A 13,232-nucleotide genomic window follows, 5' to 3' on the forward strand; every position below is an offset into this window, starting at 1 on the left:
ATCCTTAAAATGGAGTCGCAATAATATTAAATTTCGACTTGAATATTGTCGATCAATCTAACACCACCAAAATAGGCTGCGGCTAAAATAACAAATTGAGTATCTTCGATTGTAGCAGTTTTTAATGTATCTCGTTGAGCAATCTCAAAATAGTCTGGTTTTAGGCCAGCTTGCTCTAAGCTCTGTTTAGCTAAGCTTTCAAGTTTTACGAAGTCTTTTTCGCCGCTTTTAAGTTGCTCAGCGCATGTATTAAGTGCTTTAAATAATACGGTTGCAGTCGCTTTTTGCTCATCAGATAAGTAACCATTACGTGAGCTCATAGCAAGGCCAGAAACTTCTCGCATTGTAGGTACACCAATAACTTCGACCGGAATTGATAGGTCGCGCGCCATGGTTTTAATTACTTGCAGTTGCTGAAAATCTTTTTCACCAAAGCAGGCGTAATCGGGTTGTACAAGGTTAAATAATTTTGTAACTACAGTGGCAACACCTCTAAAGTGACCAGGGCGTGAGCCACCACAGTAACCTAATGAAATATCAGGCACATCTACAAAGCTCTGTGCGCCAAGTCCATTTGGATAAATTGTCTCTACACTTGGGGTAAATACAATATCAGTGCCTAGTTCTGCAAGGCCTTGTTTATCTTCGTTTAGTGTACGAGGATAGTTATCTAAATCTTCGTTAGCACCAAATTGCATTGGGTTAACAAAAATACTCACAACGACTTTATCGGCTAAGTTTTTTGCTTTTTCTACTAGCGAAAAATGCCCACGGTGCAAGTTGCCCATCGTTGGCACAAGTGCCACGCTAAGACCCGCTTGGCGCCATGCTTTAATTTGACTACGTAACGATCTGATTTCAGTAATTGACTGCATTATTTAAACTCGTGTTCAGCGCTTGGAAACGCGCCATTTTTAACGTCTGTACAATACTTTTGAACGGCTGCAGGCATATTGCCTGTTTCGAGCAAAAAGTTTTTAGAAAATTTAGGAATGTAACCTGCTGAAATACCAACAAGGTCATGCATTACCAGTATTTGGCCGTCTGTTAAACTGCCCGCACCAATACCAATTGTTGGGATGCTTAGGGCGTCTGTAATGCGTTTTGCCAGTGCACTTGGAATACATTCAAGTACTAATAATTGTGCGCCAGCAGCTTCTAGTGCTTTTGCGTCATCAATCATTTTTTGTGCTTTGTCTTCTTCGCGACCTTGTATTTTAAAGCCACCAAATACATGTACTGACTGTGGTGTAAGGCCTAAATGCCCGCAAACTGGAATACCTTGTTGAGTAAGCGTTTTAATGCTCTCGTAAAGCCATTCTCCGCCTTCAAGCTTAATCATGTTTGCGCCAGCGCGCATAAGCTCAGCTGCATTTTTACAAGTATCACTTACGCTTGAGTAGGTCATAAAAGGTAAGTCAGCAATTACAAATAATTCGCGGCTACCAGCGCGTACACAGCGGGTATGATATGCAATATCTTGATTGGTTACGCCAAGGGTGTCATCGCCGCCTTGTAGTACCATGCCCAAAGAGTCGCCCACTAAAATAACTTCAACGCCGTTATCATGAAATAACTTTGCAAAACTAGCGTCGTAGGCTGTTAATGCAGTAATTTTGTTATTTTCTGCTTTCATTTTATTTAAAGTAGAAACGGTTATTTTAGACATAATATCCTCGCAGGCAAAAGCCTAGGTTAATTACAGAGGTAATTGTTGTAAGTCGTTGAGCGGTAAATTATTTGCAATGGTTTTTAATGCAATGCCGCTAGGTAAAATAAGTTCAGGTGCAAGCTCTAATAGTGGATAAACCACAAACTCGCGATTATTCAAACCATAATGAGGCACAGTTAAGCGCACCGTATTTATAATTTGATCATCAAATAATAGAGTATCTATATCAAGAGTGCGCGGACCCCAACGTTCAGCCTTTCTTACTCGACCATGCTCAAGTTCAATACGTTGCGTTAAATCAAGTAATTGCTCTGGCTCAAGGGTCGTTTTAATGCACGCTACTGCATTGATATAGTCTGGTTGATCTTGTGGGCCCATAGGCTTACTTGCATAGTAATGCGATACGTTTATAAATTCACAATTAGGCAGCTTTTTAAGCGCGATTACCGCGTTATCAAGCTGCTCTTTTGGTGAGTTTAGGTTGGCACCTAAACCCAAATAAACACAGTGCATGTTATTACTCAGCTGGCTTTTTAGTAGGTCGACGGCGCTTTCGCGGCTTAGGACCACCTTGATGGCCTAAGTTTTTAACCATCTCTTTTTGGCCGTTTATATCTTGGCTTAAGTATTGTGTCCACCACTGGGCAAGCTCAGTATGCTGTGTTTCGCCTGCATCTACGCGTAAGAGTAAAAAGTCGTAGGCGGCTTTAAAGCGAGGTTGCTGCGTTAGTCTGTAAGCACGTTGGCCTGCGCGTTTATCCAAACGGTGCTGAATATGCCAAATATCGCGAGCACCTAAAGTAAAGCGTTTAGGAACCGCAATGTGTTGTGAGTTATCGCTTAGTACTTTATTCATTGCTTGTGCGAAAGCATCGTATTCTGCAAGTTGCTCTTGGCTTTGAATCTTTTTAGTACGTTCAAGCAGCGGGAACCAAAGTAGTGCGGCAAAAATAAACGCTGGTGTTACTTTTTTATCGGCATTAATACGTTTGTCGGTATTTTGAAACATTTGCTGAATAAGCGTGTGTTCTAAGCCACTTGGGTTTTTATCTAAGATTTTATCAAGCTCAGGAAACAGTGAGCGGAATAAGCCGTATTTACGCAGCATTAAAAAGTTGGCTTCGGCCTTGCCATTTAAAAACAGCTTAAGAATTTCTTCAAATAAACGTGCTGGCGGAATGTTATCAAGCAAACTTGCAAGCTCACTAATTGGCTTTTCACTTTTAGGCGCAATGCTCATATCAAGTTTAGTAGCAAAGCGAACTGCACGTAACATACGAACAGGGTCTTCGCGGTAACGCGTTTCAGGGTCGCCGATTAGCTCAATTTGTTTAGCTTTAATTGCCGCTAAGCCGTTGGCGTAATCGTGAATACTAAAATCTTTGATTGAGTAATAAAGTGCATTGATTGAAAAGTCGCGGCGTTCTGCATCTTCTTCAATACTGCCAAATACGTTGTCACGTAGTAATTGGCCTTCATCGCTTGATTGGCTTATTTGATTTTTGTCTTCTTGCGCTTCGTGGTGGCCACGCATAGTCGCCACTTCAATAATTTCACGGCCAAATACAATATGTGCTAAACGAAAGCGACGACCAATAAGGCGACAGTTTCTAAATAGTTTTTTTACTTGATCTGGCGTGGCATTAGTAACTACGTCAAAATCTTTTGGCTGTTGGCCTAACAATATATCGCGAATACAACCACCAACAAGGTAGGCATCGTAGCCACCGTCTTTTAAGCGGTATAATACTTTGATTGCATTTGGGCTAAATTGTTTGCGAGAAATACCATGCTCACCACGAGTGACAACAATAGGTTCACTGCTTACAGAAGCGCTTTCGGCACTGGTATTCGGGCCGATTATTTGTCGGCAAAATTGAAAAAGCTTGGAAATAATAGTCTGTCTCCTAGAAGGTGTGATTGACTCTGCATCGCAATCAAAAGTTACAGCAAATGGGGCGGTTATAGCCCAGTACAAGCTGTTTGACGTAATTAGCATATATTTAGGCGGCTATCATATACCAGCAGGGTTTAAAAATTAAGTTGATGTGTTGAAATTAAGCCGTTTTTAGCTATTTTATTTACTTAAATGTGTAAATTGGACTTTCTGACTACGTGGATGCTGAGAAATTTGTATTTCGGATACTTGTGGTACCTGTTTTAAGCTAAAGTTTTTAATTCCCCAAGCGATTAATTGTTCAATATTTAAATCGATTAAATCAGCTATAACAGGCAACCCTAAAAATTCAAATGCACTAATTAAAGCAGGCTTTGGATTTTGTTTGCTAATGGCAGGAGCATAATTTTGTTTAGACAATTTGAAACCAGGCTTGGCAACCGCTAAAGGTAAATGAGCAAATTCAGGTACAGGGCTATTGAGTTGTTTAAACAAACTAATTTGCCGTGCGGTTGGCTCAATTAAATCAGCACCTCTTACAATTCGATTAATCCCTTGAGCAATATCATCGACGACCACAACAAGTTGATATGCAAATAAGTCATCGCTGCGTTTAATTAAGTAATCTTCATGGGTAAGGGCGCTATTTACCGTTATATCACCTTGAATTAAATCATTAAATTGAGTCGTTGGATGTTGCTGAACTAAGCGAAGCGCACCGCATTGAGTATTATGATTAAGTGCTTGGCAATGCCCCTGATAAATACCGCCAATGGCTTTTATTTGTTTGCGAGTACAGGTGCAACCATAAACAAGGTTTTGTTTTAAAAGTGAGTGGGTAATATCTTGGTATAAAGGCAGACGCTGCGTTTGATATACAACAGGTTCGTCCCAGTGAAGGGCGTAGGCATGTAAGGTATTAAGAATATCGGAGTCGGCGTTTTTAACCACGCGCGTAGTGTCAATGTCTTCTATACGAACTAACCAATCTCCTTGGTTAGCTTTTGCATCTAGATAACTACCCACAGCCGCTACAAGTGAGCCAAAATGTAATGGCCCAGAAGGAGACGGTGCAAAACGACCGCGATATTTACGCATAGGCGCAGTAACGGCTGTAGGAGACATAACTAATTAATAAGTATTAATTAGCCGCGTCCAGATTGCTTTTCTTTGATTTCTGCAAGTGTTTTGCAGTCTACGCATAAATCGGCAGTAGGACGTGCTTCTAAGCGACGTATGCCAATTTCGATGCCACAAGACTCACAAAAGCCAAAATCATCTTCTTTAATCAAATTAATTGTTTTTTCAATTTTTTTGATTAATTTACGTTCGCGGTCACGAGTACGAAGTTCTAAAGAGAACTCTTCTTCTTGTGCAGCGCGGTCAACTGGGTCAGGAAAGTTAGCAGCTTCGTCTTGCATGTGTGATTTAGTACGATCAACTTCGTTACGTAAATCATTACGCCAAGTTTCTAAAATCGCTCTAAAATGAGCACGTTGTGCATCATTCATGTACTCTTCGCCTGGTTTTTCTTGGTATGGTTCTAAACCGGCTTGAGCCAATAAACCATGTTTCTTTTGGTCTGGCATAACTCTCTCCTAAATCCTTAATTTAATGCCTCAGCATTAGCCGGCGGTATAAATAACAGAATCTTATATCCTAGGCAAATTTATTTTTAATTAATCGAATTAGCTTCAACCATGCTTACTGAGTAAAAAGTGTATTAATAGTCTATTTACACTTTTAATTAATTCACATATTCGCTTTCTAAAACTTGCCTTGTTATGTGGGCAAAAGCTTTAAAAACAAGTTAATTTTTATAATTCACTTTGTATAACTTTTTTTAATTTGAGTACTTTGCTTATTTTGCAAATTACGCTTAGTTCAATCCGTTGGTTTAATACACTATTGTGCAAATACTATTTTTTTATGAAGTAAAACTTCATTAGCAGAAATTGTGGCCTTGTATGCTAATACTTCAACGCCGGCTATTATTGCTTGGCTTAATAGCGTGGCGTATTTTTTATCAATATGCGCAGCTGCACTTACTGTATTTATTCCTTCATGCAAAACAGCGAACAGTAATACTGCTCGGTGGCCTTGTTCGATCATTTCTATTAGTTCGCGAATATGTTTTTGTCCGCGCAGTGTTTGCGCATCAGGAAAGTAGCCTTGCCCGCTTTGTGGTGCATCCTCGCTTAATAATGTGACTGATTTAACTTCTACGTAGCAATCAGGCTTATTTTCGTCTGTGAGTAAAAAGTCGATTCTGCTGTTTTCGCTGCCGTACTTTACTTCGCTTTGCAATTGACTGTAGTCGAGTAGCTCGCTTATTACATTATTGTTTATTGCTTCTTCTACTACTTTATTAGCCACTGCTGTATTTACACAAATAAGCTGCGATAAGTTATTTTGCGTAAGCTCTAATGAATGCGGGTATTTTCGTTTTGCGTTATCGCTTGTTGAATAAAAAGCAGCAAAACCCGGCTCTGCGCATCCCGTCATTTTACCCGTATTAGCACAGTGGGCGGTAAATTCACTGCCATCACTTAATTGTAAATCAGCTAAAAAGCGTTTGTAGCGTTTTAATAAGGTGGCAGGTTGCAGAGTTGGCGTGTACTTCATGATAACTTCCAAAGCGTAAATACTGCACAGCAGTGTGGTTTATGTTATTTATCTCAAGCTGTTGGGAACTTAAGCGCTCTATAGTAAACTCGGTGGCACATTTAAGTGCAAGGGTATTCTAACATGAGTGAAAAATTTGTTGTTCAACTAAGCGAACAAGCAGCAGCGAGTCATTGGGGCGATAATGCGTCATTGTCTTTTAATGAGCGCGGTGCAACTGTTCATTTGTCTGAGCAAGAAACATTGAAAAATGTTCAAAAAGCTGGTCGTACTATTGCAATCCAAGGTATTAAAAACGTTGAATTAGCAGGCGATGCTTGGTGTACAGAAAGCCAATGGGCTTTTTATCAAGGCTTTGTAACACCAAAATCGTTAAACGGTGTTGAGTTTGTTGATAACGCACAATCAGATATTAAAGAACTTGCTCATTTAAAAACGTCAGCAATTTGGGCACGTGAAATGGTTAACGGGACTGCCGATGACATTTACCCAGAAAGCCTTGCTGAAAAAGCGGCTGAGTTTATTCAATCATTAGCGCCTGAGCATGTAAGTTACCAAATTATTAAAGGTGATGCGTTACTAGAACAACAGTGGATTGGTATTCATGCTGTTGGTCGCGGTAGTGTTCGCCCGCCAGTATTGCTTGAGCTTGATTACAACCCAACAGGCGACGAAAATGCACCAGTAAGTGCAGCGCTTGTAGGTAAAGGTATTACGTTTGACTCAGGTGGTTACTCAATTAAATCAAGCGAAGGTATGCTTGGTATGAAGTGCGACATGGGCGGCGCTGCAACAGTAACTGCAGGTTTAGCATTGGCTATTAACCGTGGTATTGAAAAACGTATTAAACTGTTTTTATGTTGTGCTGAGAACTTAATTTCGGGTCATGCATACAAATTAGGTGATATTCTTACTTATAAAAATGGCACGACAGTTGAAATTGTAAACACCGATGCTGAAGGTCGCTTAGTACTTGCAGATGGCCTAATGGCCGCAGGTGAGACTGGCGCTCCACTTATTATTGATGCAGCAACACTAACTGGCGCAGCGCTTGTTGCTGTTGGTCAAGAGTACAATGCATTATTTGCACTTGATAAAGAACTTGTACGTGAAGTTGAGAGTTTTGCATCTCAAGAAATGGAAGCTGCTTGGCCACTTCCTCTTGAAAAATGGCATCAACAAAACTGCCCATCTCCTTATGCTGATACGGCAAATAGCCGTGCGCAAAAAGGTGGCGGTTATGGCGGTGCATCGAATGCTGCAGGCTTTTTATCGCGCTTTGTGCCAAACGATGGCAAAGGCTGGGTACACATCGATTTAGCGGCTGCATTTAACATGGGCAGTACAAGTCAATGGGCAGCGGGTGCAACAACTCAAGGTATGCGTACAGTTGCTCGTACTTTACAAGAAAAAGCATAATATTTACTAAATTACGCTTTTTACGCTAAAAATAGGCACCCTTGGGTGCCTATTTTTTAATTTACAGGCAAGCAATTTTATTTCATTTACGGTAAAATCAGTCGCCAATACCTGTTTGAGTTTAATTTTTGCTTAACTCTAAGCTGCGCTCAAATCTTATATCCACCACTGGGGTTTCTAATTATGTCAGATAAGTGCTACATCACAGCTCAACAGCTGCTTGAAGATTCGTTCCGCGTAGCGGCACAAGTATACCAAGATGGCTTTCGTCCTGATTTTATTATTGGTATTTGGCGAGGTGGTGCACCGATCGGTATTGCTGTTCAAGAATATTACGATTACAAAGGCATTGAGACTGACCACATTGCAGTACGTACATCGTCTTATTACGGTATTGGTAAACAGTCGAAAGAAATTAAAGTACACGGCTTACATTACATTGTAGAGAACGCAAATGCAGGTGATTCATTATTAATTGTTGATGATGTATTTGACTCAGGTCGTAGTATTGTTGCATTAAAAGAAAAGCTTTCAGAGCTTATGCGCTTAAACTTGCCACGTGATATTCGTATTGCATGCCCGTACTACAAGCCAAAAAACTCAAAAGTAGACACTGTTCCAGATTATTATATTCATGAATCTGAAGAGTGGTTAGTGTTCCCGCATGAATTATCGGGTTTAACACCGGATGAAATTATTGCTGGTAAATCTGATCTTGCGAAAATTCATGACATTTTGCTAGAGAAGTAATTAGTAATTTGCATAAATAAAAAAAGGCCGTTAAGGCCTTTTTTTATGAGTGAAATTTAGTTTATACCAACCTGCATAAATCTTTGACCAATTTAACGAATTAAATTGCACTATAACGTCGTTAAAAATTTTATATTTAGAACAACTAGATACAAAAATTTCGCCTAATTCTAGCGTAATTTTCTTGACGTTAAATAGACCCATATATAAGCAGATTGGTATTAAAGCTGAGCAAAGCTATCTACGTACTCACTTAGTTTTGGTATATCGACTGCTTGTAAGCCATCGTTACTTCTAAGTACCAAGCCTTTTTCTACAAGTTCTGTAACAACACGTCTGTAAGCTCGCTCAGTGGTAGCAAAGCGTTCGGCTTCAGCATTTACAGTTGGGTAGGCTCTAAGTAGCGTAGGGTTGTTGTTCTCGGCCCTTAGTAAGCAATCTTTAGCTATGTTATAGCTAAGTGGTAGTAATAACTTATCTAAATTGATTTTTTGGTTTTCCTGAAACTTAGCCGCAATAGTTTGTGCGGTGTATAAGCTTAGTTCTGGTTTCTCAAGCAGTAGAGCACGCCAATGCCTTAATTCAATAAGGTTATAAGTGACATCGCTAAAGCACGTTACCGTATAAATACATGGATTATTATTTAGCGCTTCTATTTCACCAATAAGGGTGTTGTTACAATCCAATTGTCCTAACAGCAGGCGTCGTCCATTACCTACGTCGTAACTAAACGACACAGTGCCACTGCGTACAAGCACAAGCTTGCTTAAAGGCTGATCTTGATGGATCAGAACTTCTTTTTTTGATTGTTGATAGCTGCTACCGGCAAAGGTTAAAAGCTGATCAACAAGGTAACTAGAAAAATGGTATTGAAACATCAATGTGCTCTTCGGACATTTGTCCTATTTATTACATCTTAATGACGATAGCATTAAGACACTAAGAATTTACGCTAACTTGCTACTAATATTATTAGCTTTGCTAAGAGTATTATTTTACCTTCATTTCCCGTGTAATGATTTAAGAATTTGCTGGTATTTTCCGGCAAACTTTTTCAGGTTTTTTAAGCAGGTTAGCTTTTTTATTTTGTTGTAACTTTGCAATACTTACAAGTGCCATAAGATAGCAGTACATGTAATGCTAACCTAAAGGCTAGGAGAGAACAATTGAGTTGGGAATATTTAGGTTATATTGCATCAGCTTTATTAGTTGCATCGTTAACAATGACAGATGTAGTAAAACTACGTTGGTACAACATGTTTGGTTGTATTGTATTTACTGCATACGGTGTTGCCATTGGCGCAGTGCCTGTTATTTTTACCAACGGCTTATTGTCGCTTGTAAATTTATACCACATTATAAAAATATATCGCCAACCTAAAGTTGAAGACGCTAAAAGCTAAAATAAGTTATCTGCACAAAGTAAGTTAATGGTTTTAATTGAAATCAAAAACTTCAGTTTTTGTGCAGTCTAGCTTGAAGCGTATATAGATAATCTCATATCACTCTACATAACTTACCTTGATGAACCTTTGAACCATGCTGTAATCTCCTACTTAAAAGATGATTACCTTAGGTTTTAATACGTCGATCGTTAGCTAAATTCTGTTCGCGGTTAATAAATATATAAATAAGCGCTTCTAAATTTCATAAAAAAATCCGATAGCAGTAAACTGCTATCGGATTTTTATCTGTTATACCAACCTGCTTACATATGCTATTTAATTCATTAAATTGCTTAAATATTTATGCAGGTAGGCACTATGGTATTTACGCTTTTTCTAAATCTTCAACGTCACCTAAACCTGCAGTTAGTTCTTCAAGTAATTGCTTTATTTCTTCAGAAGCTAAAATAAAGTCAGCATCAAGTTTTAAAGCCATATCTTCTTTAGGAATATCTGCGTTTTCTTCTTTTAGAGTTTCAGAGTAGCTTAAACGTTTGATAGAGCCATCGTTTTGCAGCATAAACTTAAGACGCTCTTGCCAATCAAGTGCAAGTTTAGTTACGCGTTTACCACTTTCTAAATGCGATTTAACTTCATCACACGATAGATCATGACCTTTAAGTTTTACTTGTGCGCCGCTGTCGTCTGCTTCTTCAAGTTCAGCATCTGAGCCAATAGCAAAACCTTCTGGTGTACTAAAGTTAGTTAACCAATCAGTTAAAAATACATCTAGGTCGTAGTTAGCAAACGCAGGTACAACCGGAAGCGTTCCTAACGATTTACGAAGTAGTGCTAGTAGCTCTTCTGCTTTATTAAAGCTGCCACTATTTACAACAACCCAACCGTTTTCTTGGTCAATAAAGGCAAATTGTAAGCTCGACTTTTTAAATGCTTGAGGTAGAAGAGTATGAAGAATGTTTTCTTTTAATTCGTCTTTTTCTTTCTTTTTAACTGGGCGGTTTTCTTCAGCTTCTATCAGATCAATTTTCTCAGCAACTAGTTCATTAATAACAGAAGCAGGGAGTACTTTTTCTTCGCGTTTAGCGCAAACTAGAATACTTTTTTGAGAAAAATGCGATAGCGTATCGCCATGTTTTCCAAACGCTTTTGTCCAACCAAATGTTGCAAGCTCTTGACCAGTACATGGGCGAAATAAATCTTGCTCTAATGATTTATCAAAGTCTTCTTGAGTATATGAAACGTCTTGCTTAAAGCGGTAACAAATAAGGTTACTAAACCACATAGGGGAATTGATCCATTTGAAAAATTTGTACAATAATAGCAATAAAAACAGTATCTCGAAATGACTGATTTGTTACTAGGGCGTGTTGAACTTTATGGATTGAAATTTGTTCAATCTAGGGGCGATTAAATCGCGGCGCGAGGTTTGTAACCTAGTGGGCTAAGTAAAAACCGAGCAACAAAGAGTTAATCGTCCCTAGAAAGAACCCAAAGGGCAGCGCATGTTTGGTATTAATGCTGCGTTATCGCCTATTTATGGGGAATAACCACACTACATAGGCTCTGTCTTGCCTAAAAACCAAACACGTTGCTGCAAATTCAACCACCAAAGATCAACACGCCCTAATAATTTAATGCATATACTTTTATTTATTCATATTTATCAAAAATAGGCAGTGGCTTAGCCATGTTCTTCGGAAATTGAATATAGTAACGCAGACCTTTGCCCGGTTCACTCGTTGCATCAATAGAGCCACTAAGGGTTTGCTTGACCAAATTAAGCATTATATGGGTGCCTAATCCGCTACCACCTTCATCGCGTTTGGTAGTAAAAAATGGGTCAAATAATTTTTTTAATTGCTCGTTGGTAACACCGTTACCGTCATCTTTGTAATCAATAGTTAAGTTAGTGTCATCAGCGCTTATTTTAATATCCATTACACCGTTGCTTTTACCTTCAAAGCCATGAATAAGTGAGTTCATAATTAGGTTAGTAAAAATTTGGCTTATAGCCCCTGCAGGTAGATTTAAAACTAAATCATCAGGACATTCTAATTTTATAGTATGGGATGTCTTTTTTAGTTTTGGGTGCAGTGAGCGTATTACTTCGTTAGTGTAATCTTTAAAGTTAATGGTTCTTACTGCTTCACTGGCTTGATCGACCGCTATTTGTTTAAAGCTAGCAATAAGCTCCGAAGCTCTATCTAAGTTAGTGGTTAGTAAGCTTGTGCTTTGCTTTGCCTCGTTAATGAACTCTTCTAGTGCTTTTGGCGAAAGTGTTTTTTCGGTATAAGCATTTTCGAGTTTATTTAAGCGTTCTTGTAAAAATGATATTGCCGTTACACCTATCCCTATAGGGGTGTTTATATCGTGTGTAATACCTGCTACAAGTCCGCCTAGCGCAGCCATTTTTTCTGTGCCTAGTAAACGTTCCTGTGCAAGGCTTAACTCTTCTATATAGCGCTGAGATTCAGTTTGCTTTGTAATTAACTCTAGCTCTGTGCTGCGGCGTAAGTCTACTTCTTCGGTGAGGACAATTTTTTGCTTTTCGAGTTCGTATTTTTGCTGCTGTAAATCCATCATTGCTTGGCTTAAGTTGGATGTTTTACGGGCTACGTCTTGTTCAAGTTGTATGTTGTGTTGATCAAGCTTTTCGTTACTTATAATGAGTTCTTTTTGGGTGTGTTCAAGCTCTTTTCTATACTGAACCACTTTATCTATTAGTTTGTTAAATGACTGCTCCATCACTTTTAGTTCATTATGTTCTTCTGTTTCTATTTCTATATGTTGACCTTCTAGCTCGTCTAGCTCTAAATTTTCTAGTTGCTCAGTGAGTTCTGCTAAAGGGTCTGTAAGAAGTTTTCTAAATGCCATTAAAAATAAGATGATCAAAAAGGTGGTTTTAATCATCGCATTACCAATCAAAAAGTAGATTGATACCATAATGCGGCTAAAAACAACTTCTCGACTTGAGAATAAGGTAACGTCACCAACTTGAGTAGCACGGCCTGAAAATTCAAAAATAAGTGGAAAGGTATAACCAAATAAACCCGATTTTGCGTCTTCTAAAATAACCTCTTCTTGTACTAACTGTTGGTTATATAGCTTGTGTATATCAAGAGAGCGCCCTAGCTGTGAAATAATTTCGCCGCTGTCGTCTCGAACAATAATCCCTTCAATCATGGGAATGGCGAGTAAACCTTCTGCTGTTGTAATTGTTTGCTTGGTATTAAGCTCCCAAATTGCACGTGTTAAGCTGCGACTAAAGGTTTTTTGTAAGGTACTAAGTTCATCGCGAATATAGTCTTTAGTATTGACGTATTCAGCAAGCACTTGTCCACAGGTCACTACAAAGGTAAGCAAAAAATAGACGGATAAAACGCTAGTCAGTAGCTTCTTAGAAAGACTTTTTTGTAACATGAGTGACTTGTTCATCCTTTATTATTTTTGTAACGTTACGATA

General features: G+C 38.8%; 13 protein-coding genes. 3 read left to right on the top strand and 10 right to left on the bottom strand.

Annotated elements, in window-relative coordinates:
* Nucleotides 1-26: 26 nt before the first annotated feature.
* The 7 genes from panC to sfsA all read right to left on the bottom strand — a co-directional run bounded on the left by panC (nt 27) and on the right by sfsA (nt 6,194).
* Nucleotides 27-875 carry a pantoate--beta-alanine ligase gene (gene panC, locus I6F44_RS15990; RefSeq protein ID WP_007587167.1) on the bottom strand — a complete coding sequence of 283 codons (849 nt, stop codon included), beginning with the start codon at nt 873-875 and terminating at the stop codon, nt 27-29.
* Nucleotides 875-1,669 carry a 3-methyl-2-oxobutanoate hydroxymethyltransferase gene (gene panB / locus I6F44_RS15995; RefSeq protein WP_007587166.1) on the bottom strand — a complete coding sequence of 265 codons (795 nt, stop codon included), beginning with the start codon at nt 1,667-1,669 and terminating at the stop codon, nt 875-877. Before panB ends, panC begins: the two co-directional genes overlap by 1 nt.
* 30 nt (nt 1,670-1,699) lie before the next feature.
* Nucleotides 1,700-2,185 carry a 2-amino-4-hydroxy-6-hydroxymethyldihydropteridine diphosphokinase gene (gene folK / locus I6F44_RS16000; protein WP_007587165.1) on the bottom strand — a complete coding sequence of 162 codons (486 nt, stop codon included), beginning with the start codon at nt 2,183-2,185 and terminating at the stop codon, nt 1,700-1,702.
* A 4-nt stretch (nt 2,186-2,189) separates the two neighbouring features.
* A complete protein-coding gene (gene pcnB / locus I6F44_RS16005) occupies nt 2,190-3,671 on the bottom strand; it encodes a polynucleotide adenylyltransferase PcnB (protein ID WP_007587164.1) in 1,482 nt (493 codons plus the stop codon).
* Between the two features lie 78 nt (nt 3,672-3,749).
* Complete coding sequence (gene gluQRS / locus I6F44_RS16010; protein WP_197174167.1) at nt 3,750-4,694, bottom strand: tRNA glutamyl-Q(34) synthetase GluQRS; 945 nt, start codon at nt 4,692-4,694, stop codon at nt 3,750-3,752.
* Between the two features lie 20 nt (nt 4,695-4,714).
* On the bottom strand, nt 4,715-5,158 hold the full coding sequence (dksA, locus tag I6F44_RS16015; protein WP_002962671.1) for an RNA polymerase-binding protein DksA: 444 nt from the start codon (nt 5,156-5,158) through the stop codon (nt 4,715-4,717).
* Between the two features lie 316 nt (nt 5,159-5,474).
* Nucleotides 5,475-6,194, bottom strand: coding sequence for a DNA/RNA nuclease SfsA (sfsA, locus tag I6F44_RS16020; RefSeq protein WP_007587160.1), 720 nt, complete (start codon nt 6,192-6,194; stop codon nt 5,475-5,477).
* A 123-nt stretch (nt 6,195-6,317) separates the two neighbouring features.
* Here sfsA and pepB point away from each other — a divergent pair, with 123 nt between their 5' ends.
* Together pepB and I6F44_RS16030 are read left to right on the top strand one after the other, a co-directional pair.
* Complete coding sequence (gene pepB, locus I6F44_RS16025) at nt 6,318-7,613, top strand: aminopeptidase PepB (protein WP_024589754.1); 1,296 nt, start codon at nt 6,318-6,320, stop codon at nt 7,611-7,613.
* Between the two features lie 183 nt (nt 7,614-7,796).
* A complete protein-coding gene (locus I6F44_RS16030) occupies nt 7,797-8,363 on the top strand; it encodes a phosphoribosyltransferase (protein ID WP_007377478.1) in 567 nt (188 codons plus the stop codon).
* A gap of 221 nt (nt 8,364-8,584) precedes the next feature.
* On the opposite strand, the gene I6F44_RS16035 is transcribed toward I6F44_RS16030, so the two are convergent.
* The gene (locus I6F44_RS16035) at nt 8,585-9,241 is read right to left on the bottom strand and encodes a Crp/Fnr family transcriptional regulator (protein ID WP_002962665.1); all 657 of its coding nucleotides are present in this window, start codon (nt 9,239-9,241) and stop codon (nt 8,585-8,587) included.
* Nucleotides 9,242-9,529: 288 nt separating this feature from the next.
* Between I6F44_RS16035 and I6F44_RS16040 the strand changes: the two genes are divergently transcribed.
* Entirely contained in the window at nt 9,530-9,766 is a 237-nt protein-coding gene (locus tag I6F44_RS16040) for a YgjV family protein (RefSeq protein WP_002962663.1), read from the top strand.
* A gap of 367 nt (nt 9,767-10,133) precedes the next feature.
* On the opposite strand, the gene rdgC is transcribed toward I6F44_RS16040, so the two are convergent.
* Both rdgC and I6F44_RS16050 read right to left on the bottom strand, forming a co-directional pair.
* A complete protein-coding gene (rdgC, locus tag I6F44_RS16045) occupies nt 10,134-11,051 on the bottom strand; it encodes a recombination-associated protein RdgC (protein ID WP_101216560.1) in 918 nt (305 codons plus the stop codon).
* A 368-nt stretch (nt 11,052-11,419) separates the two neighbouring features.
* Nucleotides 11,420-13,189: a sensor histidine kinase gene (locus tag I6F44_RS16050; RefSeq protein WP_024593692.1), complete on the bottom strand. Its 1,770-nt coding sequence runs from the start codon at nt 13,187-13,189 to the stop codon at nt 11,420-11,422.
* Nucleotides 13,190-13,232: the final 43 nt, after the last annotated feature.

The organism is Pseudoalteromonas sp. NZS11_1, from assembly GCF_015864275.1.
GTDB classification, from domain to species: Bacteria; Pseudomonadota; Gammaproteobacteria; order Enterobacterales; family Alteromonadaceae; genus Pseudoalteromonas; species Pseudoalteromonas arctica.

Coding starts and splice junctions, on each gene's coding strand:
- dksA (WP_002962671.1), bottom strand. CDS start 5,158: ATGCCAGACCAAAAGAAACATGGTTTATTGGCTCAAGCCGGTTTAGAA.
- I6F44_RS16030 (WP_007377478.1), top strand. CDS start 7,797: ATGTCAGATAAGTGCTACATCACAGCTCAACAGCTGCTTGAAGATTCG.
- pcnB (WP_007587164.1), bottom strand. CDS start 3,671: ATGCTAATTACGTCAAACAGCTTGTACTGGGCTATAACCGCCCCATTT.
- I6F44_RS16035 (WP_002962665.1), bottom strand. CDS start 9,241: ATGTTTCAATACCATTTTTCTAGTTACCTTGTTGATCAGCTTTTAACC.
- panB (WP_007587166.1), bottom strand. CDS start 1,669: ATGTCTAAAATAACCGTTTCTACTTTAAATAAAATGAAAGCAGAAAAT.
- I6F44_RS16050 (WP_024593692.1), bottom strand. CDS start 13,189: ATGTTACAAAAAAGTCTTTCTAAGAAGCTACTGACTAGCGTTTTATCC.
- rdgC (WP_101216560.1), bottom strand. CDS start 11,051: ATGTGGTTTAGTAACCTTATTTGTTACCGCTTTAAGCAAGACGTTTCA.
- gluQRS (WP_197174167.1), bottom strand. CDS start 4,694: ATGTCTCCTACAGCCGTTACTGCGCCTATGCGTAAATATCGCGGTCGT.
- sfsA (WP_007587160.1), bottom strand. CDS start 6,194: ATGAAGTACACGCCAACTCTGCAACCTGCCACCTTATTAAAACGCTAC.
- folK (WP_007587165.1), bottom strand. CDS start 2,185: ATGCACTGTGTTTATTTGGGTTTAGGTGCCAACCTAAACTCACCAAAA.
- pepB (WP_024589754.1), top strand. CDS start 6,318: ATGAGTGAAAAATTTGTTGTTCAACTAAGCGAACAAGCAGCAGCGAGT.
- panC (WP_007587167.1), bottom strand. CDS start 875: ATGCAGTCAATTACTGAAATCAGATCGTTACGTAGTCAAATTAAAGCA.